At 47.5% G+C, this 22,226-nt stretch carries 26 protein-coding genes; 12 read left to right on the top strand and 14 right to left on the bottom strand.

Annotated features, from left to right (window positions below; translation table 11 throughout):
- Positions 1-6: 6 nt before the first annotated feature.
- From WCY20_RS04220 to WCY20_RS04200, 5 genes are all read right to left on the bottom strand, one after another.
- On the bottom strand, positions 7-621 hold the full coding sequence (locus WCY20_RS04220; RefSeq protein WP_345977247.1) for an outer membrane beta-barrel protein: 615 nt from the start codon (positions 619-621) through the stop codon (positions 7-9).
- A 63-nt stretch (positions 622-684) separates the two neighbouring features.
- Entirely contained in the window at positions 685-1,503 is an 819-nt protein-coding gene (locus WCY20_RS04215; protein WP_345977245.1) for a M23 family metallopeptidase, read from the bottom strand.
- The gene (locus WCY20_RS04210; protein ID WP_345977243.1) at positions 1,493-2,767 is read right to left on the bottom strand and encodes a M20/M25/M40 family metallo-hydrolase; all 1,275 of its coding nucleotides are present in this window, start codon (positions 2,765-2,767) and stop codon (positions 1,493-1,495) included. The genes WCY20_RS04215 and WCY20_RS04210 overlap by 11 nt, the downstream gene beginning before the upstream one ends.
- 8 nt (positions 2,768-2,775) lie before the next feature.
- Positions 2,776-3,486 (bottom strand): carboxy-S-adenosyl-L-methionine synthase CmoA, encoded by a 711-nt coding sequence (cmoA, locus tag WCY20_RS04205; protein ID WP_345977241.1) that lies wholly within the window; start codon positions 3,484-3,486, stop codon positions 2,776-2,778.
- Between the two features lie 320 nt (positions 3,487-3,806).
- A complete protein-coding gene (locus WCY20_RS04200) occupies positions 3,807-4,172 on the bottom strand; it encodes a NifB/NifX family molybdenum-iron cluster-binding protein (protein WP_345977238.1) in 366 nt (121 codons plus the stop codon).
- Between the two features lie 299 nt (positions 4,173-4,471).
- Here WCY20_RS04200 and WCY20_RS04195 point away from each other — a divergent pair, with 299 nt between their 5' ends.
- Together WCY20_RS04195 and WCY20_RS04190 are read left to right on the top strand one after the other, a co-directional pair.
- Positions 4,472-5,074, top strand: a complete 603-nt coding sequence (locus WCY20_RS04195) for a class I SAM-dependent methyltransferase (RefSeq protein WP_345977237.1) — start codon at positions 4,472-4,474, stop codon at positions 5,072-5,074.
- Positions 5,061-5,417 carry a hypothetical protein gene (locus WCY20_RS04190; protein WP_345977235.1) on the top strand — a complete coding sequence of 119 codons (357 nt, stop codon included), beginning with the start codon at positions 5,061-5,063 and terminating at the stop codon, positions 5,415-5,417. Before WCY20_RS04195 ends, WCY20_RS04190 begins: the two co-directional genes overlap by 14 nt.
- On the opposite strand, the gene pyk is transcribed toward WCY20_RS04190, so the two are convergent.
- A complete protein-coding gene (gene pyk / locus WCY20_RS04185; RefSeq protein WP_345977234.1) occupies positions 5,404-6,843 on the bottom strand; it encodes a pyruvate kinase in 1,440 nt (479 codons plus the stop codon). The two genes, WCY20_RS04190 and pyk, sit on opposite strands and share 14 nt — an antisense overlap.
- Positions 6,844-7,010: 167 nt before the next feature.
- On the opposite strand from pyk, the gene WCY20_RS04180 reads away from it, so the two are divergent.
- From WCY20_RS04180 to msrB, 3 genes are all read left to right on the top strand, one after another.
- Complete coding sequence (locus WCY20_RS04180) at positions 7,011-7,670, top strand: hypothetical protein (protein ID WP_345977232.1); 660 nt, start codon at positions 7,011-7,013, stop codon at positions 7,668-7,670.
- A gap of 359 nt (positions 7,671-8,029) precedes the next feature.
- Positions 8,030-8,314: an HU family DNA-binding protein gene (locus tag WCY20_RS04175; RefSeq protein WP_345977231.1), complete on the top strand. Its 285-nt coding sequence runs from the start codon at positions 8,030-8,032 to the stop codon at positions 8,312-8,314.
- A gap of 138 nt (positions 8,315-8,452) precedes the next feature.
- Positions 8,453-8,848 (top strand): peptide-methionine (R)-S-oxide reductase MsrB, encoded by a 396-nt coding sequence (msrB, locus tag WCY20_RS04170; RefSeq protein WP_345977229.1) that lies wholly within the window; start codon positions 8,453-8,455, stop codon positions 8,846-8,848.
- A 333-nt stretch (positions 8,849-9,181) separates the two neighbouring features.
- Here msrB and WCY20_RS04165 read toward each other — a convergent pair whose 3' ends face one another.
- Positions 9,182-9,688, bottom strand: coding sequence for a porin family protein (locus WCY20_RS04165; protein ID WP_345977227.1), 507 nt, complete (start codon positions 9,686-9,688; stop codon positions 9,182-9,184).
- A gap of 83 nt (positions 9,689-9,771) precedes the next feature.
- Between WCY20_RS04165 and WCY20_RS04160 the strand changes: the two genes are divergently transcribed.
- Together WCY20_RS04160 and WCY20_RS04155 are read left to right on the top strand one after the other, a co-directional pair.
- Positions 9,772-10,347 carry a peptidylprolyl isomerase gene (locus WCY20_RS04160; RefSeq protein WP_345977225.1) on the top strand — a complete coding sequence of 192 codons (576 nt, stop codon included), beginning with the start codon at positions 9,772-9,774 and terminating at the stop codon, positions 10,345-10,347.
- Positions 10,348-10,488: 141 nt separating this feature from the next.
- Positions 10,489-10,956 (top strand): tetratricopeptide repeat protein, encoded by a 468-nt coding sequence (locus WCY20_RS04155; RefSeq protein ID WP_345977223.1) that lies wholly within the window; start codon positions 10,489-10,491, stop codon positions 10,954-10,956.
- Here WCY20_RS04155 and folP read toward each other — a convergent pair.
- Genes folP through WCY20_RS04130 form a run of 5 tightly spaced genes read right to left on the bottom strand, consistent with a single transcriptional unit; the run spans position 10,953 to position 14,932 of the window.
- A complete protein-coding gene (gene folP / locus WCY20_RS04150; protein WP_345977221.1) occupies positions 10,953-12,092 on the bottom strand; it encodes a dihydropteroate synthase in 1,140 nt (379 codons plus the stop codon). The two genes, WCY20_RS04155 and folP, sit on opposite strands and share 4 nt — an antisense overlap.
- Entirely contained in the window at positions 12,082-12,705 is a 624-nt protein-coding gene (locus tag WCY20_RS04145; RefSeq protein WP_345977219.1) for a DNA polymerase III subunit delta', read from the bottom strand. The genes folP and WCY20_RS04145 overlap by 11 nt, the downstream gene beginning before the upstream one ends.
- Complete coding sequence (locus WCY20_RS04140; protein ID WP_345977217.1) at positions 12,698-13,243, bottom strand: HobA family DNA replication regulator; 546 nt, start codon at positions 13,241-13,243, stop codon at positions 12,698-12,700. Before WCY20_RS04140 ends, WCY20_RS04145 begins: the two co-directional genes overlap by 8 nt.
- A gap of 7 nt (positions 13,244-13,250) precedes the next feature.
- Positions 13,251-14,462 carry an aspartate kinase gene (locus WCY20_RS04135; RefSeq protein WP_345977215.1) on the bottom strand — a complete coding sequence of 404 codons (1,212 nt, stop codon included), beginning with the start codon at positions 14,460-14,462 and terminating at the stop codon, positions 13,251-13,253.
- Positions 14,462-14,932: an RNA pyrophosphohydrolase gene (locus tag WCY20_RS04130; RefSeq protein WP_345977213.1), complete on the bottom strand. Its 471-nt coding sequence runs from the start codon at positions 14,930-14,932 to the stop codon at positions 14,462-14,464. The genes WCY20_RS04135 and WCY20_RS04130 overlap by 1 nt, the downstream gene beginning before the upstream one ends.
- Positions 14,933-15,155: 223 nt before the next feature.
- On the opposite strand from WCY20_RS04130, the gene hemW reads away from it, so the two are divergent.
- From hemW to WCY20_RS04105, 5 genes are all read left to right on the top strand, one after another.
- A complete protein-coding gene (gene hemW / locus WCY20_RS04125) occupies positions 15,156-16,208 on the top strand; it encodes a radical SAM family heme chaperone HemW (RefSeq protein WP_345977211.1) in 1,053 nt (350 codons plus the stop codon).
- Positions 16,209-16,301: 93 nt separating this feature from the next.
- A complete protein-coding gene (gene tatB / locus WCY20_RS04120; protein WP_345977209.1) occupies positions 16,302-16,733 on the top strand; it encodes a Sec-independent protein translocase protein TatB in 432 nt (143 codons plus the stop codon).
- Positions 16,733-17,572: a twin-arginine translocase subunit TatC gene (gene tatC / locus WCY20_RS04115; protein ID WP_345977208.1), complete on the top strand. Its 840-nt coding sequence runs from the start codon at positions 16,733-16,735 to the stop codon at positions 17,570-17,572. Before tatB ends, tatC begins: the two co-directional genes overlap by 1 nt.
- Positions 17,544-18,572 carry a tRNA preQ1(34) S-adenosylmethionine ribosyltransferase-isomerase QueA gene (gene queA, locus WCY20_RS04110; RefSeq protein WP_345978216.1) on the top strand — a complete coding sequence of 343 codons (1,029 nt, stop codon included), beginning with the start codon at positions 17,544-17,546 and terminating at the stop codon, positions 18,570-18,572. Before tatC ends, queA begins: the two co-directional genes overlap by 29 nt.
- Before the next feature lie 65 nt (positions 18,573-18,637).
- Positions 18,638-20,473 carry a diguanylate cyclase gene (locus tag WCY20_RS04105; protein ID WP_345977206.1) on the top strand — a complete coding sequence of 612 codons (1,836 nt, stop codon included), beginning with the start codon at positions 18,638-18,640 and terminating at the stop codon, positions 20,471-20,473.
- Here WCY20_RS04105 and WCY20_RS04100 read toward each other — a convergent pair.
- Both WCY20_RS04100 and WCY20_RS04095 read right to left on the bottom strand, forming a co-directional pair.
- Positions 20,426-21,199 carry a DNA-processing protein DprA gene (locus WCY20_RS04100; protein WP_345977204.1) on the bottom strand — a complete coding sequence of 258 codons (774 nt, stop codon included), beginning with the start codon at positions 21,197-21,199 and terminating at the stop codon, positions 20,426-20,428. The two genes, WCY20_RS04105 and WCY20_RS04100, sit on opposite strands and share 48 nt — an antisense overlap.
- Positions 21,196-22,173 (bottom strand): divergent polysaccharide deacetylase family protein, encoded by a 978-nt coding sequence (locus WCY20_RS04095; RefSeq protein WP_345977202.1) that lies wholly within the window; start codon positions 22,171-22,173, stop codon positions 21,196-21,198. The genes WCY20_RS04100 and WCY20_RS04095 overlap by 4 nt, the downstream gene beginning before the upstream one ends.
- Positions 22,174-22,226 lie beyond the last annotated feature (53 nt).

Here is a 22,226-nt window from a genome sequence, read left to right as displayed (position 1 = left end):
TTCAGATCAGAACTTGTATTCGACCCCTAAGTAAAGTGCCCCCAGAAAGTTGTCGTAACTGCCCCCGACACCCAGTTCACTCTTCACTTTATAACGGCTCCAATCTGTTTCATAGGCGAACCTGAACCCCAACCCTTCCAAGACACGCGGCGAATAAAGCATACCCAGACCGTAATGGATACTGAAGAATACCTCTTCATCGTAGAGTATGCCGTGTTTCGGCTCCAGCCATAAAAGGCCTGCTCCGATGACCACAAAAGGTCTGATCTGATTATGCCAAAAATCATACCCGTAGTTGAGATAGACAGCTGCCGACACAGGGGACAACTCTTCAGTTGTATTGCCGTCATTTTTAATATTATAGACACCGTAACTGGTAATGGCGCCTTCGAGCGTAACTTCATGGTTGAACTTATACCCCGTATAGAGTTTATACGCGCCGCTGACACTGCGCATATCATAATCACCACCACTCTCTTTTAGATCGGAGACAAGCCCGCCGTCATTATAGTACGTACCGCCCGAACCGATACCGATAAAAAAACCTTCACCGTTTCGTCTGGCATCAAGCGTCAATGGCAACAATATAAGCATGAAAAGTGTCAACAGTATATTCTTCATATTTTCCTCTGAATTGTAAAAGCGTAGTGTAACACGTCTAGTTGATATTTGCCTCGTAGCGGCTTATTTGACGGTGGCAAAGAAGAGACGCGGATCAACCATCGCCCCGTTCAACGAGACACCCCAGTGAAGATGCGGTCCGGTTACACGACCTGTAGCGCCGACTTCACCGACCTTTTCACCCTGCTTGAGCATCTGACCTTTTTTGACATCAAATTTATGCATATGGCAGTACATGCTCACAAGCCCGAGCCCGTGATCGATGAAGATGACGTTTCCGTTGAAAAAGAACTCGCCTATCTCGACGACCCGACCCGCCAATGGTGCGACAATCGGGGTACCGACCGGTGCGGCCATATCAACCCCGCTATGCGGACGGCGCGGCTTATTATTAAAAAAACGCCGCTTGCCGAAATCATCGCTGATATTGACATCGACTGGTCTGATCATCGAAAGGGATCGGAACTTCTGCGGCGAAAACCGTGCCAATGCCTCGCGTGAACGGCGCGATTCGTCGTTGATACGCTGCATATCCATCTTTTTAGGCGACACTTTGCGTTTATCTTTAAGCGTGATGAACTGTTTCTTATAGGCTTTCTCTTGTAACCGAATAGAGTAGGTACGTTTTTTTTCACCCTCTTTCAAGGTGATAGTATAGGGACTATCCATCTTTTGATTTAGCCCTATTCCGGCAATGACAAGGTACCTCTCTTTTTTACCAGAAGGCAGGACCATCAACTGCCGTTTTCCCAAATATGCTCTGGGCGGGACGCTGCTCTCAACCTCTTTAACGACAACACCTCCCGGAAACGGTGCATTTTTTGGAAACGTACTGCTAAACAGATTGACAAATAAAAAAAACAGGACGACACTAATCTTCATTGATTCTCCTCACGATATTCTGCAACGAAGTAAAGACCCTCTCAACCGAAGCGAGTTCGACTTTTTCGCGGTTAGAGTGCGGATAGAGTATGTTTGGACCGATCGAAGCCATCCCGATATCCGGAAACTTCTCCTTAATGATACCGCATTCCAAACCGGCATGGATCGCCCCGTATTTGGCCTCCGAAAAGACTTTTTTCGTCTCATCGAGTACCACATTCGAAAATGTATTCGTTTCCGGTTTCCAAGGCGAGTAGAACCCCTCTGAAACGACATCGAATCCTTCATTTTCAAAATAGGCGCCGGTCTCGTTTTCCAGGTTTTTCAGCTCATCATGGTCCATCGATCGTCCGCTGAGCTGCACCCGAAGCGCATTCTCTGAACTCTCGATCAAAGCCAGGTTAATGCTGGTCTGCACAATATTGAGCTCTTTGTTGAGTCCTCGGACACCGCTGTCGAAACGGCTAAGCATCTCGATAATGGTACAACTCTCTCCCATCACCGCAACTTCTTTCTCGCCTAAGTAGAGCGCATCTTCGATCACCTCATAGCTCTCGAGCCCAAAGACGACATCGGCTTTTTTGGGAATAGAGTTACGGCGTTCACCGCCGTTGACCTCAACAATATAGCTTTCACTCGCACAGAGCTTTTTGAAAAGCAAGGAGATAGCATTCGGGATGTTTTTATCGATATCAACACCCGAATGTCCCCCGGCCAGCCCCGCGATATGATACTCGTAGAGATGCAGCTTTTTTTTATATCGGCGAAGCTGCTTTGTTGCGATAATATCCACCCCTCCGGCACAGCCGATAGTGACGGTCCCCTCCTCTTCGGAGTCGAGATTGAGCAGGTACGGCGTTGCCAGCTCCAGGGCCAGTCCGCGGGCACCGAGCAGCCCCACCTCCTCTTCGGCAGTAAAAAGGCAATCCACTTGTTCGCCTGCTTCCATCATCGAAAGCATCATCGCCATCCCCATGCCGTTATCAGCGCCCAGCGTCGAATCGTCTGCCGAGAGCCACCCCTCTTTCTCGCGTAACACAAGAGGATACTCGACCCCGATGCAGACCATGTCGTAATGGGCTTGCAGGGTCACTTTCGAGCCCTCTTTTTTTGCCAGGATATTATTGGCATCGTCAACAGTGACTACATAGCCGTAGTCCGTACACAGGTCGCTAAGATAGACTTTCATGGCCTCGGTCTCATATGAACAGTGCGGAATCTGACATATCTTTTTAAAATGTTTTAACACGGCAGGATCAGACATTCACGCTCCTATTTGATCGCAATAAAGGTGGCGAAGTTGGCCCATCTGAAGATGCATTCGCAATGTGTGAAACCGCAGCGTCTTGCCATCTCGATATTTTCCTCTTCAGTATAGGGGATCAGCACATTTTCCAGGGCCTCACGCTTTTGCGCAATCTCGTATTGGCTGTAACCCTGACTCTGCTTAAAGTCGTAATAACAGTCGATCAGCTCTTTGTTGAGTTTGGAGTTCGGGCTCACGACCTTCTCACTGAAGATGAAGGCACCGCCTTTTTTCATAACGGTGCTGATCTTTTTGATCAACTCTTCACGTACAAACGGTCGGATGAACTGCAGGGTATAATTGCTGATCACCACATCGCAGGCTTGGTAGTCATAGGTCAGGATGTCCGCCTCTTCAACCTCTACATTTGAGTTGAAAGCGACGATCTTCTTTCTGGCCTGTTCAAGCATAGAGGGGGCATTGTCCAAACCGACCAGTCTGGCATCAACCTCTAGAGAGCGTTCTACATCCAAGAGCGTAGAAGCTGTAGAGCACCCCAGGTCGTAGACCAGACCACCTTCGGGAAGATAGTTCTTTGCAAATCGCCGCGTCAGTTTCATCGCCTCTACGTAAAAAGGAACCGAACGCTGCAGCATGTCATCAAAAACAGCGGCGATCTCCGCGTCAAACTCAAACTGTTTCTCTATCGGCTTGTTAAATACTTCATCTTTTTTCATAAAGACATTTTACCAGAATAGACCAAATTCAAGTTGCATTGCTTTCAAGAAAAGTACCGGCTCGGGCTCTCTTTTACCGCTATCCGGAAGGACTATTCATTTTTTTATTACTGCGGTCTGTTTTGTTAAACATACCAATGCGCTTCTGTTCCATTCCATGCTGACCTATGTACTTGTATGGAAAACGGTAGCCTTTACTTCTATATCATTAAAATTTAAAAGCAGCATTTTTTTTGTCATAGTAACTGTATTGCAAGCAAAAAAGGTAAAAGTCAGTAGCGGGATAAAGATATTGGCGGATGGGGAAAAGCATTTTCCCCTTAATGTGTCGAACAGGTCCCTTGGCCGTCAAGTGTATGCAGCTGATTTTGTGAAAATCGAACGATGGACTGTTCAATCGTCGGCGAGTGTTGATCGACAAAGAGTCTCAAACCTGCTTGCGCGAACCCTTTGGCCGGCGAAGCACCGATCCCGGAAACGACCAGGGCATCGGGATTGAGCGCCATAATATTGGCAACGGCATTGGAACAACCGCCACGACCATGCCCCGGGTTCTCGATCCCTTCGACATTGACAATCTGGTTGTTTTCCATAGTAATAATAGTGTAATATTTTGCTTTACCGAAGTGGGCACCGCGACGGGAGAGGTAGCCCATGTTTTCGTCAGTTGGGAAAATGATACGCATTGTATATCCTTTATTTGTATATTTACTTATGTAATTAATTCAATCTAATTATATAACCTGATGATTAAATTAATATAAAATTGTAGTATTATCGTCAGAATTACCCTGAAACTATCTTCAATCTCCCTTTTGAGCGTTCTCCTCTGGACGAAACAGCCCAAAGCAGCTCGTACCTCTACCGCCTTTATCATGGCCATCTTAATCCTCCTTTTGTCCGAAGATCTCCTGCCATTCATCAACATCGGCGGTATTCTCAAGCAGCATACAGATTTGTCGCAATACAATGCTAAAATATGGCTATGAATTCAACTCTCGCCTATTATGCAGACCATGCACAGGATTTTTTTGACAATACTCATGGCAAAGAGATGACCGAAATCTACGAAAGGTTTCTTCCCTTGCTGCCAGTCGGTGCTGCTATTTTAGATGCCGGCTGCGGCAGTGGGCGGGACACACGCTACTTTCTATCGCAAGGGTTCATGGTCGATGCTTTTGATGCTTCCGACGAGATGGCGACGCTTGCCTCCGAGTTTATCGGCCAGCCCGTCGCAGTCCACGCCTTCTGTGATGTTGACAAATACGAAAACTATCACGCCGTCTGGGCTGCTGCATCACTGCTGCACCTTCCTTTTTCCGAACTGCCCGACACCTTTCAACACCTCGCCGGAACATTAAAGAAAGGAGGTTATTTCTATGCTTCTTTCAAATACGGCAGAGAAGAGTATCTCAAAGAGGGGCGCCACTTCACACAAATGGATCACCGTAAAGTCGATAAACTCTTTGCGCAGCTTCCATCTCTAAGTATACAAAGCGTGTGGCTCAGTGATGATGTGCGTCAAGAACGCAAAGGCGAAAAGTGGTTAAACCTGCTGGCTAAGAAGGAGAGTCGTGACAACGATTGAGACCCTTATGATGGCTGCCTTTATCCTGGCCTTGGTGTTCAGCGGATGGAAGCTGTATGCGTTTATGCCCCATGAGCCGCTTGAAGATGACGATACAACCGGGCATTCCGTCCAGAAGCTCAAAAGCATAATGTATGAAGTAATCCGTACAGGAGAACTGGAAGAGGAGTGCATCGTCGCCAGGATGAAAGATCATCCGAAATTTGACCGGGAGCATTTCTGGCGCTTTAACCACAACAGGTTAAGACAGCTCCTGGAAAGGCACTATTTGGAAAACCCCCATCACAAGAGTATCGAGCACATTCACCGTTCGCTGCAAAGAGATGCCGCTACAGATCGTTAAAGTAGTCCATCTCCGGTGAACGCAGTATCCGTATGTTGTTTGTCGTCCCCGGTACACCGACCGGATCGCCGGCGGTAAGGATATAACACCCCTCCCTTTCAAGCACCCCGTTTTCAAGCCCGCTTTTGACCACATCGCTGAGCATCCTCTCCAGCTTATCTCTTTTAACGAGGAAAGCCGGGGCAACGCCCCAGACGATGGTCAGAGAACGCGCAACGCGTTCGTCATGCATGATGGCCAGGATCGTTTTTTCCGGACGGTAACGTGCAAGTTTCTTGGCCGATTGTCCCGACGTAGTAAACGCCAGCAGGGCGTTGGCTTTGAGTTTGCTTGCCAGGAGCACCGCCGACTCATCGATCATGTCCATCTCGTCCTGCATCGCGAACCGGTTGAATTTGTCATAGGGATAGATCTTCTCTGTTTCACGAATGGTGTTGACCATCGTCTCCACCACAAGGACAGGGTTGTGCCCGACCGCACTCTCTTCGGAGAGCATCACCACATCGGTACCGTCGAGAACGGCATTGGCGACATCCGAGATCTCCGCACGCGTCGCCGTCTCGTGTTCGGTCATCGAGAGAAGCATCTGTGTCGCGGTGATGACCGGCTTGCTTGCTTCGTTGGCCTTTTGGATGACCCGTTTCTGAATCGCCGGAACCTCATAATAGGGCACTTCGATACCCAGGTCACCGCGCGCCACCATGATCCCGTCGCTCACCTTCAGTATTGCGTCGATATTCTCAACGGCATCAAACTTCTCTATCTTGGCAAAGAGCTGCTGGGTACCGCCATTCTCCAGGACGATCCTGCGGGCATTTGCCATATCGCCGGCATTCTGGACAAAGGAGATCGCCATAAAGTCGACCCCGTTCTCTATCCCCCAGAGCATGTCTTTGCGATCTTTTAGCGTCAGTATGTCGATGCCGATACGGGTGTTCGGAAAGTTGACCCCTTTGTTCGAGGAGAGTTTTCCGGTGTTCTGCACGAGAGCAACCACCTTTTCGCCGACGCTCTCAACTTGCGCGCGGATCGTGCCGTCGTACAGGTAGATGAACTCGCCCGTTTTCAACTTTGCCAGAATCCCGCTCTGGTTGATGCAGAGCCGATAACGGCCCTCGCCTAGCTTCCTGCCGACGACCTCCTCTTTCACAAACTCCAGTCTGTCACCCTTTTCAAGTAAAAAGTCCTCTTCGAGTTTTCCTACGCGCACTTTCGGTCCGCTAATATCCTGCAGCACACCCACGATAAGCCCAGTATTTTCCATAGCCTGACGGATACGTTTCAACACGTCAGCATGATAAGCATGCGTTCCATGCGAGAAATTCATTCTAAAGACATTGACGCCGGCTCTGATCAGCGCTTCCAACTGTTCCAAAGAGTCCGAAGCCGGTCCGACGGTTGCCAAGATCTTTGTTCTTTTTTTCATACTGAGGCCTTTTTAATAAATCGTACCAATCTGCTTAATCACCTCTATTTTAACAACTAAAACAACCATTTGATGACACAAAGTGGTGAAAAATAGTCCATTATATAAAATATGATAAAATGCTTGGTCTTATAAACAAAGCAATTTTGTACTGAAAAAGGAAGCCCATGCGTCTGACCATAGACGACTATGCAAAACGTTTTGAACTCCCTATTGAGACAATTCATTCTCAATTGCGTGCCAAAGAACTGGACTATACTATAGAGAACGGTATGGTCTATATCTTGCATACGCAACCTATTCCGCAGAAACAGAAGACCTCTGTCGGTACGATCATTGCCCTCTATCAGAAAGAGAATCATCAGTTAAAAAAACGCATAGAAGAGCTCGAAAGCAAGATAGACAGACTTATAGACGACAAAGAGCAGATGTTGCGTGAAGAGCGAGACCGGATTGAACATCTTTATCAAAGCAAAGATGAACAGCTTAAGACAGTCCTGGAGCTCATCAACACCAAACTCCAGCTCTCGCAACCGACACCGGTCAGTATTATAAACGAAAAAGCTGACACAAGCGTGGACGCTGATCTTGAAGAAAACGAACCCCAGGAAAACCAAAAGAAGAAAGAGACCGAAAATAATTTTCAGCTTCAGAAACTCCCCCTGCGCAAGTACCTTAAAAGTATCGGATTCGGAGCAGATGAAAAACGCATCATCAAACGCCGTTTTGCAGCAGCCTATGGAAGCGATATCAGGATCCTGCAGTATCAGGGTGAGTTCTACCTCGATCTTTCCAAGTTTGACTACAGTGATCTTTTAAAGGTGTAACAGACCCTTTTATTCCGCATCTTATCGGCAGTAATATAGAATACAGATGTTTGTTCCGCTAAATATCGTTAAGAAAGCGTCCTTGTCTTTCTTTTTGCACCACAACCGAAAACAGTCAATATCCGATAATATCATCTTATGATTATTTTTATATTTGCTCCTTTTTTTAATGTGACAGTGCCCTATATACGCCGTCAGACTGGGCTTTTATGGAAGTTTTCCAGCAATTTCACCTAAAAAATAAAAAAAGAAGAAAACTTTAAGCTTATAGAGTATAAAGTAAACCTAGTTGAATCATTGAACCCCCTGTTACAGGGAAGAAAATGATGTCAAACATCTTTAATCAAAGGGCATTTCGTATGAATAAAGCACAATTCGTTGAACTCGTTCAAAAAAATGGTGACTATAAAACTAAAGTTGAAGCAGAGAATGCAATCAAAGCATTTACTGAAGCGGTAACTGAAGCACTCGTAGCTAAAAAAGACATCTCTCTTGTTGGTTTCGGTAGTTTCGCTGCATCACTTCAAAAAGGTAAAAGTGGTAAAGTACCTGGTACTGATAAAACTTATACTACTCAAGATAAAATGGTTCCAAAGTTTAAAGCGGGTAAAAGTCTTAAAGACCGCGTTGCTGCTGGAAAATAGTTATCCCTTGTCACGCAGGCTGCGTGACACCTTCTCTTAACTCTTCATAATCTCTTTTTTCGTTTTACAAAAACTAATATTTCTGTATTGATGATGTGATAGAATGCATCAAATATTACGCTCATTCAGGAAAGCACTATGGCTAAAATCATCAAAACTGATCTACAGTGGCGCGAGCAGCTCTCACCGGAGGCCTATTATGTCTGCCGTGAGCATGGCACCGAAGCACCCTTTAGCGGTATGTACTACGACTGTCATGATGAAGGGCTCTATCGATGTGTCTGCTGTCAGGCAGCTCTATTTGAGTCTGAAACAAAATTTGATTCAGGAACCGGTTGGCCAAGTTTTTATGAAGCGATCGATGACGCGATCATAGAGAAAAGAGATGAAAGTTTAGGGATGGTCCGTATTGAAGTTTCATGCGCCAACTGCGGTGCCCACTTGGGCCACCTTTTTAACGACGGCCCTGAGCCGACGGGTCTGCGTTACTGTATCAACTCGGTCTGTCTGGAACTGGATGAAGATACAGATTAAGAGTAAAGAGTAAAGAGTAAAGAGTAAAGAGTAAAGAGTAAAGAGTAAAGAAAGATGGCGCAGCTCATAAAAATCAAACCTGAACTTGAAAAGTTTTAGATTTCAGAGAAACATCGCTACGCGAACGGTACCCTTGTTTTCACAGAAATGTCAGCAAGCTAAGCGTTTTAGTCATTTTGGTGTAGATTGTGTTGAAGTGAACCCGAAGGCGCAGTAGAACCAACAGCGCACTACAGCGAACGACTAAATCGTGAGTCGTGCTGCTGTGCGCTGAGAGTCTGAGTTGGACGCAAGATGCACCGATACCCGAAGGGACAGACCCCGCTGGTATTTTTAGAAGTGGTACTCTACTCCGGCACCGTAGTTTGTGACAAATTCGCCAAGCACCGTATAGTCAACATAGACATCCAGATGCGGCATCACCGTATAACCGCCACCGATACCTGACGAAAAAGTGACGTCGCGCGAGTTGATATCATCTCCAAGATTTGGAATAATGATACCGAAACGCGGTTTTACATAAAACTTATCCGCCACAGGAATACGATAAACAGCATAGGCCGCAAGCGTGTTCACATTAAATTTTACATCTTTCCCAGGAAGATCATATTTTGGATCGACGATAGACTTCGTCACCTCCCCTTCGATTGCAAAGTGTTCCAGAACCGAATCCAGCGTCATCCCGCCGCGGACAACGACACCAAGCCCCATTTTCAGATCTTTATAATCCGGTACTGCTTCAAATGCCAGACCGCCGCCGGCGTAAAATCCGACTTCCGCTGCCACTGCAGCGCTGCTCAATAGACCTGCTGTCAAAAGTGCTGTTGTTAATTTTTTCATGATTTCCCTTATCCATTTAATTATTAGTGTATAAATAATAGCATAGCTTAGCTATAATAATCAGAAATCGCCTCGGGAGAATTATGATGAAATTTTTATTGTCGCTGTTATTTTTACTCAGTACACTCGCTTTTGCAGATCTGCACGATACCCTTGCCAAGACAGACAAAACAGCAACAAAACATCCCATCGCTGTTTTAGAGACTACCCAGGGCACTATTGAGATCGAACTGCGTCCCGATATCGCACCCTTGGCTGTAGAAAACTTCATGACACATATCAAAAACGGTTATTACAACGGCCTCATCTTTCATCGTATCATCAAAGACTTCATGATCCAAGGCGGTGATCCCACCGGAACAGGGCGTGGCGGTCAATCGATCTGGAAAAAACCTTTTAAAGATGAGTTTAAACCCAATGTCACCTTTAACAAAGCGGGTATCCTTGCGATGGCAAACGCGGGTCCGGGAACCAACGGAAGCCAGTTTTTTGTGACAACAGCGCCAACACCGTGGCTCAACGGCCGACACACCATTTTTGGTTATGTTATCAAGGGTATGGATAGTATTGATAAGTTAAACAATGTCCCCACAACCGGCCGAAGCGGTGGTGACCGCCCACTCAAGAAACAGGTCATCATCAAAGCCTATATGAAATAGAGTTGCCTCTCAAGCCAGGGAGTACGCATTTGACGTTTCCCTGGTTCTTTTTTCTCTTGACTGCAAAACTAATACTTTTACTTTACAACTTCCTAACAAAACTTTCTCTATACTTCCACAATATAAAATTTAGGAATTTCTATGTCAGTCAATTATTATAATGCAGGAATGAATGCCTTTGAGTCAGGTAACTACAAAGAGGCCTTTGACTTTTTGATCCAGGATGACCAGGATCCACGCTGCGCATTTGCATTGGGTGTTCTCTACTACAACGGGCAAGGGGTCGAACGCAACTTTAAACTGTCAACCAAGTACTACACTATCGCTGCCGATGCCGGTATTGTCCCGGCCCAGGTGAGTGCCGGTTTTGCCTATGCCAATGCGATGGGTGTTCCTGAGGATTTTGACAAGGCTGTTCACTATCTGAAAAAGGCTGCTGCAGTCGGCGAAGCGGCTGCGCAAGTAACCTTGGCAGAGATCTATGCAAAAGGCTATGAAGGCGGGTCCATCAAAGAAGCGGCTGAACTGATTCGCAATGTCCTGGCACAGGCACCCAACTCGGAAGAAGCGCAGGACGTCTATTCACGTTATCAACTGCACCTCTACTAGACGATAAGGGCCTTCTGCACTTTGAGCGCTTGTGCATGTTCTTGCACATCATGCACTCTTACGATCGCTGCCCCGTTTTTTGCAGCAGCCAGATGAAGTGCCAAAGTACCCCCAAGACGTTCGCTAACGGCGGATGGATCGATCTTGTCGATCATACCTTTGCGGCTGGCGCCAACCAAAAGCGGTCTATTTAATCGCAGGAAATGTTCCAAATTCGTGATCAGCTTAAGATTGTCCTGCAGGCTTTTTCCGAATCCAATCCCGACATCAAGCACGATATCGTCGATACCGAAACGTTCAGCCTTGGCGATGCGCGCTTCGAAAAACCGGTAGATCTCATCCAGAAGATCGTCATACTGCGGGTTCTTCTGCATTGTCTTCGGCGTACCCTGCATATGCATAATAACCGCCTGCGCGCCGAATTCCGCTATCACTTCACAAAGTGCGTCGTTCTCTAGCCCGGTTATGTCATTGATAATATGAAATCCGCGTTCCAGTGCATAACGCGCTACAATGGGCTCGTAGGTGTCGATACTGAACCTTGCTTTCTCAAGCAAAGCAGAACCATCCAAAAGGTCAATAACGGGTTTGACGCGTGCCAGCTCCTCTTCGGCACTGACCGCTTCGGAACCAGGACGGGAAGAGACCCCGCCGATGTCGATAATCTCGGCTCCGTCATCGATCATCCTTTCAATCCGCTGCAAGGCTTCCGCTGCATTAAAACGGCTTTGCGCATAAAAGCTGTCATCATTGGCATTGAGAACGCCCATCACGGCACAGTGATCGGGTTTTTTAGCTTTCAGAATCATTTGAAGCTGGCGGGCCAGATCTTTGAGTCCAAAAGGCTGGGCCAGCTCTTTACGACTTAAGAGCTGCAGCTGTTTTTTTGTCGCGATCAGCAGGGTATCGACATGCTTTTCCGACGCGGTGACGGTTCCTTTAGGCACGGCCAGATCTGCACCGATAGAGAGCGCATCCTGTTTTAAAATATTGGCTGCACCGACGTGTAGTGCTTTGATACTGATAAGATAAATCTGTGCCTTTGAGGCCATGATACTCACCCCGCCGCCGTCAACGCCAAGCTTTTTTAAACAGTCTATAATGTTGATGTCGGTAGAAAGTTGCTCAATAACCACGTTTAGCCTTTGGAAGAAATGTCATCAGCAGTGCGACCAGAATAGTCTGCAATCGGCCGTTAAGTTCGATCAGTCGATAGCTCCGCTCAAATATCTCGATCTGCTTTTCACTCAGAGTCAGACGCTCTATAACCGTTGCTTTTCGGTAGAGTGATTCGATCAGGAGTTTTGCGTCATATTTGGAAAGCCGGTCATGCGCTTTTACAAAACTGAAGAGCGTCGAAAGGTTAAGGTTGGCGAGCTTGATATCAACCTCTTCGCGTATGACAGCGGAGTGTTCTTTAGTGATCTTCAATCGCGATCTCACCGTAGGAAGAAGCGTTGATTTGCTTTCGGTGATGATGATCAGTTCTATGTTTCGAGGGGGTTCCTCCAGGAGCTTGAGCAGCGCATTTTGGGAGATGACATTAAACGTCTTTGCAGCCAGTACAAGGTACTTGATCGCCTCTTCGGCGATGTACGCCTCAGCCGTTACCGATTTGGCATCTTCAATCTTGAAATCATCGCGTAAAAAAGTGACGACACGGTGGGGTGCGAGTTCCTGTTGAAGCAAAGCGCTTCTCTCTTCGATATTGTCGCAGATGATAATATGGCTGCCAAGGGCATCAATCATCGATAGTGACCTCTCCGAATAGCACCGCGTTAAGCGCTTTGTCAAACTGCCGATAGAGCTGAAGAAGTTTGATGTCAAGCAGCGGGTCATAGGATCGCATAGTAAAAGCGTTTTGATAATCCTCATCCATCAACCACAAAAAGCTTCGATCATGGCTTTTCGGCAGATCAGAAGCCTTATCGTTGCCTCGTCCGATATACCAGAAAAAGTATTCATCTTTATAGGAGAGACTTAACATATCGTCAAGCATATCAAGCATTTCACCGTTGACCGTACTGTAGTTGGGGAGAAGACTTTCAATGCGTACCAATGAGATCATCGGTCTGTCGGTGGAGGCCTTGTTGATCGCATGGATGATGTAATTGCCAAACCATTGACGGTTTTCATCCGTCACTAACACAATACTTTTACCCGCAATGATCTGTTTGAGGGCCTGTGCGGTAGTAGCCGTCCATTCAAAACGGGACTCTTCCAGCCACGAGAGCATTGCGCCCTCGTCTCGTATGCTGTCAAGTGTCCATTTGATGAAGGCCTGCACGAGAGACTTACTTATCTAACTCGTAAGCATTGTGCAGCGAACGTACCGCCAACTCTGCATATTTATCATCAATGACCATAGAGACCTTGATCTCGGATGTCGAGATCATCTGGATGTTGATGTTCTCTGCTGCCATTGTCGCGAAGGCTTTTGCAGCTACGCCAGTATGTGATTTCATGCCGACACCGACAATTGAGACCTTACAGATACCCTCATCATACGTAGCGTCGGTAACCTCTTTATTGGCAAGGAACTCTTCAACCACTTTTTTTGCATCATTGATCTCGTTCTGCGGCACGGTAAAGTCCATACTGGTTGAACCGTCATGTCCCGATGTCTGAATGATCATATCGATATTGACATTATTTTTTGCCAAAGCACCAAAGATATCAGAAGCGATACCGGGGCGGTTTACGACACCGTCAAGAGCGACACGGGCTTGATTACGGTCGAGTGCGATACCGCTTACTAGTGGTTTTTCCATAATATTTTCTTCCTTTGTAATAAGTGTCCCCTCTGCATCCGAGAAGCTTGAACGGGTAACAAGATTGACATTAAGTTTTTTTGCCAGTTCGACTGAACGGTTCTGCAAGACCTTTGCACCGAGTGAAGCGAGTTCCAACATCTCGTCGTATGAGATCTTATCCAGCTTCTTGGCTGATGGCTCAATACGCGGGTCGGTTGTATATATCCCATCGACATCCGTATAAATCTCACAAAGGTCAGCGCCGATCGCACCGGCAATCGCCACGGCCGAGAGGTCGGAACCGCCACGGCCCAGTGTTGTTACCTGCCCCGCTTCATTAACACCTTGGAAACCGGCCACGACAATGATCCTGCCTTCAGCCAGAGCCTCTGTCATCGGCATCGGGTCAATACGTTCGATACGCGCTTTGGTATGAACAGCGTCCGTGACAATACCGGCACGGCGCCCTGTCATAGAGGTCGCATCAAACCCCATCTCATTGAGCGCGATGGAGAGGAGTGCCGCTGTCACGCGTTCTCCTGAACTGAGCAGCATATCCACTTCCTCGCGCTGAGGGTTGGCACTGAAATGTTCAGCATAACCCACCAGTTTATTGGTCTCCCCGCTCATTGCCGAGACAACGACAACGACCTGATGCCCTTCTTTAACCGTTTTCGCTACACGATTAGCCACATTCTGAATACGGTCAAGATCGCCGACACTGGTTCCACCAAACTTTTGTACTATGACCATTACAATAACCCTTCTTTTTTGAAATGCTCGATCACCTGTTCATAGACAGGTTTTTTAAATTTTGCCACCATCTCCAAAACCGACTCCACTTCGATATATTTGTGATCTTTAAATTCCGGATGTTCCGTTTCGAGATTGATCAGTGTCTCGTCTTTAATACGTACTAAAAAGTAACGCTGTGTCTGTCCGCAGAACGGATACATCTTTTTAGCTACATGCTTGGGAAAGTCATAGGAGACCCACTCCGGATACTCCCCGATCACTTCGATCTCAGCCGTACCGATCTCTTCTTCAAGTTCACGGAAAAGGGCTTCTTCCGGTGTTTCCCCGATATCGATTCCGCCTTGAGGGAACTGCCACATCCCCGAAATATCACTTCGTTCGGCTACAAAGACTCTCTTCTCATCAGGGTAGTTCGATGAGACAATGACGGCTGCTACATTTGGACGATAATTCTTTGTATTGCTCATACTGTTTCTTTTCGGATCTGACGCAGGCAGCGCCTTATTTATAACGCGTATTATAGTAGGAAAGATTTAAAAATGGATAAATACCGATAGCAAGAAAGGGCAATGATCAGAAGTTGCCATGCCATTGAAACAGTTATGGATTATAACCGGAAATCTAAGATTCTAAGTCGATTGTGTTGCTTACAATGTAGATTGAAAATGACTTTTTAGTTACAATTGCATCATGCTTATATACATTCACATTCCCTTCTGCGATTCCAAATGCCACTACTGCAGCTTTAACTCCTATGTCGATCTTTTCCATTTGAGAGAGCGCTATATGCAGGCACTTATGGTGCAGCTGAAATTCGAACTAAAACGTTTTAAAGCTGAAAAAGGGAGTATTGAAACCGTTTTTATCGGCGGGGGCACCCCTTCAACCGTCAAACCGGAACTCTATGGACCGCTGTTTGAACTTTTGGCTCCTTATATCAAAGAGGGGGCGGAAATAACCTCAGAAGCCAACCCCAACAGTGCCACTGCAGTTTGGCTTGAGGGGATGCATGCGCTGGGAGTCAATCGCATCAGTTTCGGCGTACAGAGTTTCAATGACGAAAAACTCAAGAAACTGGGTCGGGCACATAAAGCCGAAGAGGCTTCCAAAGCACTTTTTCGCGCACAAAAAGCGGGTTTTGAACATCTTTCGCTTGACCTTATCTACGGGGTTGAAAATGACACCCAAGCCCTGTTGGAACATGATCTGAACGAGGCGTTCAGACTCCCCATCGATCATCTCAGTGCCTATGCCCTCACTATTGAAGAGGGAACCCCTTTTGCCTCCACACCTGATGTTGCCAACGAAAAACTGGCCCTGACAGAGTGGTTTTTACAGCGCATCAAGGAGCGGTTTGCCACCTATGAGATATCCAACTTCGGAAACTATCATTCAAAACACAACCTGGGGTATTGGGAGTATAAGGACTATATAGGTCTTGGATCGGGTGCTGTCGGTTTTTTGAAAAACGAACGTTTCTATCCAAGCGGCAATGTCCAGGCCTACATTGACAATCCTCTTGATATCCAAAGCGAACTGCTGGGTAAAGAAGCTGTCAAAACCGAAAAAATATTTTTGGGCCTGCGTTCCATTGTCGGCGTTGACGAGGCCATACTTTCTGAAAAAGAGCAGGAAAAAGCCCGGCTGCTCGTCAAAGAGAAGAAGCTGAGCTACAGAGACGGGCATTTTTATAACGATGACTACCTCTTGAGCGATGAATTGGCCCTTTTTATTCAGCAGTAGACCTGTGCCCGGATCTCAAACGGTCCGGTTTCACCCTCTTTTAAATATAGGAGCGATATAATCGCACAAAACTATAGCTGAGGCGGTAAACAGATGTTTGGTATGGGCTTTGCCGAAATTTTGATCATTGGGGTGATCGCCATCCTCTTTCTTGGTCCCGATAAACTTCCTGAGACGATGATTCAGATCGCCAAGTTTTTCAGATCTGTCAAGACGACCGTTGCTTCTGCCAAAAGCTCTATTGAAGAAGAGCTGCACCTCGCAGATATAAAAGAAGAGGCTAACAGCTACAAAAGACAGCTCACCGAAGCCAGTGCCGAACTCGAACGCATGACCGATGTGGAGGGAATCAAAGGCGAGATGCGCGAACTCAAAAAAGAGACCCGGGTCGATCTGGACGAGACGGAGAAAAAAGCACCTGCGGCACCGGCTCAGCCGGAGGTGGTCACCTTTGCAAAGAAACCTAAAAAAGAGACACCGCCGCAAAGCAGCGACAGTGAAACAAAACCGAGTGAGAATGCCTGATGTTTGACGATCTGAAACCCCACCTTTTTGAACTGCGCAAACGTCTTGCGATCTCCGCCATCAGCGTCGTCATCGCCTTTTTCGTGATGTTCTATTTTCATGAGTTCCTTTTGGAATGGATGATCCAGCCGCTCAACGACGCCTTGGCCGAAGTCGGGAAGAAATCGCTCCATGCGGCCGAAGGGATGGTCACGACCAACCAGGTCGGCGGAGCCTTCTTTGTCGCACTCAAAGTCGCTTTCTTCTCCGGCCTCCTGGCTGCGCTGCCGATCATCCTCTCGCAGATATGGCTTTTTGTCGCACCGGGACTCTACGCCAACGAGAAGAAGATGCTGCTGCCGTTTATCTTCGGCGGAACGATCATGTTCGGCGTCGGCGTCGCCTTCGCCTATTATGTAGTGACCCCTTTTGGTTTCGACTTCCTGATCACCTTCGGTAGTTTCAAATTCACCCCGTTGATCAATATTGAAGATTACGTCGGTTTCTTTACCAAGATCATGTTCGGTTTCGGAATCGCCTTCGAGCTTCCTGTCTTCGCTTATTTTCTGGGGCTGCTAGGGTTGGTAGACGACCGACAGATGATCGGCTTTTTCAAATATGCCGTCGTTATCATCTTTATCGTTGCGGCGCTTCTGACCCCGCCGGATGTCCTTACACAGCTGCTGATGGCGGTACCCCTTATTCTGCTTTACGGCGTGTCGATCCTGCTGGTCAAGCTGGTCAATCCTGCCGAACCTGAAGAAGAGAATGAAGAGAGCGATGAAGACGGTGTCGCCATATTAAAAGATGCTCTGGGCATTGAAGACGACAATGCAGCTCGATCCGCTAAAGACAAGTAGCTACAACTTTACGCTCCCCGAGGAGCTGATCGCCACCCACCCGGTCGAACCGCGCGACCATGCACGGCTTTTGGTCTACGACCGTGCTAGCGGCACCATCACCCATTCACGTTTTGACAAGCTTGAAAGTTTTTTACCCGAGAACTGCGGCATCATCTTTAACGACACCAAGGTGATCAAAGCCCGTCTGTACGGTACAAAGAGCAGCGGCGGAAAGGTCGAACTGCTGATCAACCGTCCCAAAGAGGCCTACCGCGTCAATGCCTACATCCGCGGCAAGGTCAAGCCAGACACCATCATCAAGTTTGAAGAGGGTTTCAGTGCCAGAGTGCTTGAACTTTTTGACGACGGCAGCCGCGACATCACGTTCTACCTCGATGACAGAACCCTGCGCTTTGAAGAGGTACTGCCTATTATTGATAAACAGGGTCACATTCCTCTGCCGCCCTACATGCACCGCGACGATGCCAAGCAGGATGAAGAGGATTACCAGAGCGTCTTTGCCAAACATGAAGGCGCCGTCGCTGCCCCTACCGCCTCTCTTCACTTTACCGACGAGCAGTTCAAACGGATCTGCAAAAACCATCCGCACGCCTCCGTGACCCTGCATGTCGGTGCCGGTACGTTCAAACCGGTCGACAGCGAGATCATCACCGACCACCCGATGCACTCGGAATACTACCATATCTCTGACGAAGCGGAAAGCCTCTTCAAAAGCAATACGCCGCTGCTTTGCGTCGGTACGACCGCGACACGTACCATCGAGTACCACGCCCGCCATCCCGAAAAGCTTGACGGCGAAGCCAACCTCTTTTTACACCCCGGCAACCCGCCGATGCGTACCGACTACCTGCTGACAAACTTCCACCTTCCGCAATCCACGCTGATCATGCTGGTCGCATCGTTTGTCGGCGTGGAGAAGACGCTGGAACTCTACCAAGAGGCCATCAAAAAGCGCTACCGTTTCTACTCCTACGGGGATGCGATGCTGATTCTCTAAACCACACTTTTTGCCTCCTTTAAGTTTTAACTTTCTATAATCGTTCATCACATCAAAGAATTGAAATGAACAACCTGCGTATATTGATCGTTGACGATGACAAGATAACCACGGATATACTGTCAAGTATGCTCAATGACGAAAGCCGCGAAATTGTCATCTGCCATGGCGCCAAAGAGGCGTTGGCGGCCTTTCAAACGAGCTCTTTCGATATCATCCTCTCCGACATCAATATGCCGGAGATGAACGGCCTGGAGATGATCAGGGAGATCCGTAAGAGCAATAAGAGTGTAAAGATCGCCATTTTTACCAATTTTGACAACAAGCAGTATATGCTTGATGCGATCACCTTCGGTGTCAACCAGTTCTTTTCAAAGCCCTTTCAAAAAGAGCACTTACTCAATGTCATCGACAACCTTACCCGCGAGATCGTCGACAAACGCAAGACAGAGGCCGCGCTCAATCGGCAGCAGAACATTCTTCATGCTATCAAGGAGATGTCGGAAAAATTCCTGCAGCATGATGACTGGAACGAAACGCTCTATGAACAGATGAAACTGCTCAAGGATGCCGCTGAAGCCTCCTCCATCTTCATCTACAGAAACCAGAACATCAAAAATCCTGTTGTCGCTGAGCGTTATCTCTCGATCAATGACAATTATGAGGCCTTTACACCGAATCTTCTGCACTACCAAGAGCTTCGTCTTCTGAAATGGAAAAAGGCGCTCTCCGGTGGCGGGTATGTCAACGGCACCATCAAAAGTTTAAATGCAAAAGAACAGATGATGCTGCGCTCCTGCAAAGTCGAGACCCTCTTGATGCTGCCGGTCTTTGCCGACGGCGAATGGTGGGGTTTTCTGGGAATCGGCCATGACAGAGAGCTCCTCTTCGACCTTTCCAATCTAGAGATGCTGGAGACAGTTGCACGCATTATCGGCTCAGCAATCAACAATCAGCAAAACCTGCGCGAACATGAGATCAAAAGTGCCATGTTTGAGTACACTGTTGACGGTATCGTCATCACCGATGCCGAGAACCGCATCATTAATATCAACAACGCCTTCAGCGACATTACCGGTTTTACCAGAGAGGAGGTTGTTGGAAAAAATCCCACGATCTTGAAGTCCTCTGCCCATGACAGAAGTTTCTATCAGTCGATGTGGGAGAAGATACAACACGAAGGCTACTGGCAGGGAGAGATCAAGAACCGCCGCAAAAACGACGAACTTTATATCGAATGGTTGAGTATTACCTGCATCAAGGACAAAAAAGGGAATGTGCAGAACTATATGGGTATCTTCTCCGATGTCACGGCACACCGTAAGAGTCAACTTGAATATGCCCATCTAGCCACCCACGATGCGCTGACAGGACTGGCCAACCGTCTCTTGCTTGACGACCGTCTTACGCAGGCGATCAACCATGCCAAACGCTTCGACAAAAATGTGGCCGTCATATTCTGCGATCTCGACAACTTTAAACCGATCAATGATGTTTACGGCCACACCGTCGGTGATTTGGCACTCAAGCGATGCAGTGACTATTTCACCTCAATAGTGCGGGCGGAGGATACCGTCTGTCGCTACGGCGGCGACGAGTTCGTTATCATCCTCGGCGACATCGACAAGTTTAGCGATACCACTGCTGCTATAGAAAAGATATTGAATATTGCGGATGCGCCATTCTCGATAAACGGCGATCTGATAACACTGGAGATGAGCGCGGGTATCAGCTTCTATCCGCAGGATGCTCTCGACGCGAAAGATCTGATAGATAAAGCCGATGAGGCGATGTACAGTGCCAAAAGAAACGGCAAGAATGCCATTAATTACTACGGCCGGAAACCTCTGTTTCTAGATCAGCCTGATCTGTCCATTTACAACAGCGATTTTTCCATCTAGCTCATACTGTGAGACTTTCTCACCATACGTTCTGAACACCGCTTCATAAGAGGGGTTTTTAAGACAAAAAGCCAGAAACGGATCGTTTTCGACTGCTTTTACCTGCCCGTATTGCGCGACAAATTTATCGATATCGTAGATGATCGCGGCTTCACCCTGCTTGACCAGGTCCATACTCCCCTCGCTCTCTCCCGTACGGTGCGAAATGGTATAGATCTTTTTACCCATCTTTTTGGCATACTCGACACTGCGCATCGAACCGCTGTTACGGTCGGCTTCGGAAACGATGAGCACATCGCCGAGCGCTACAACCATCTCATTGCGTGCTACAAAACTCCAATACGCGGCCAAGGTATCATCCGGGTACATGCTGAGCGCGAGCCCCTCTTTTTCTATACCTCTGATAAGTTCTCTGTTGGTGGCCGGATAGTATATGTTGAGCCCGTTGCCCATGACGGCGATTGTATTCTCGGCACCGGCACCGAAATGGGCCTGGGCATCCACACCCATCGCCGCTCCACTAACAATGACAACCCCCGCCTGGGAAAGTTTTCGTGCTATATCCACCGTCATATGCTGTGTGTATTGAGAAGGACGGCGTGTACCGACAATGCTGATCTTCGGCCGTTTCAACAGCTCTAGATTGCCCCGGAAGAAGATCTCTTTCGGCTCTTTTTTCATCGCCGAAAAATGTTCCCTATACTCCAGAGGCAATCTTTGCGTCATCGTCTCGTCAACTTATCGATACGCACAAGCTCGACATCGTCAAAAAGTAGCTTTGACTCTTGCAGTGCCTGAAGTGTGGATTTGTGCGGGTGGCAGATAGCAACACATTTACCGTATTTTTTTGCAATGCGAACGGCCTTTTTGATCTGCGACTTGATCGTTTCAACGTCGTCGTCATGGTCCAAGAAGATATCACGGGCAATATAGGGCATCTTGTACCGTGCCATCACCTTTTTGGCTTTACTCTCTGCCGTAGTGCGCGAATCGATAAAACCGACCTTCTCAAGCCGCAAAGCAAAGATCAGCTTGTTCATCGCGCTTTCATCGGAGGTAAACTTGCTGCCGGTGTGGTTGTTGATATATTCAACATTCGGAAAAAGCTTTTTAAGCTTTTGTATCCGTTCTACAATCTTCGCCTTCGAGTCAGTCGTCAGCAGGGTTGATTTTTCAGGTGCATGGAAATTCATCGCTTCCATCGGAAGGTGCACCATATAGTAAGGCTCTTTTGAAGCCAGTCTGGCAGAATTCGGATGTCCCGATGTGGGCGGTAAAAAAGACATTGTCACAGGGATGCCGAGTGCCTTGATCTGTTTGACATCCCCCGAAAAAGAGACATCGTCAAAAATGATGGCGAGCTTTCCTTTTTGACCGGCAACTTTCTCGACACTCTTCTTCAGGCCGTTAGGCGGTTTTGATGCGGCATCATACTCGTGTTTGGCCGTCTGATTTGAAAGTTCCTGCAGCTCTTTTCGAAGTTGTATAGTCTCTTTTTTGTGTTTGGTTATCACACAGACGGATTCATCCCTCGCCTGATTGTATCCGGCATAAAAACCGACAACACCGGCAGCACCCAAGGCAGAGACAATTGCCAGTACCCAGTAAAAGTAGTGGAGGAATTTTTGCAGGTCAAACCGATTTTTCGGTGACGTTTTTTTACCTGATTTTTTCGATACCGCTTTTCTTGTCGCTGCCATTGCTGCCCGTCTTTTTTAGATCCTAAATTCTAGTCAAGAAAGAGTTAGATGCG

The sequence above is a fragment of the Sulfurimonas sp. HSL3-7 genome, from assembly GCF_039645985.1.
Taxonomy (GTDB): Bacteria; Campylobacterota; Campylobacteria; order Campylobacterales; family Sulfurimonadaceae; genus Sulfonitrofixus; species Sulfonitrofixus jiaomeiensis.
Note: the sequence above shows the minus strand (reverse complement) of the source record. Positions and strands in the feature narration are given on the sequence as shown.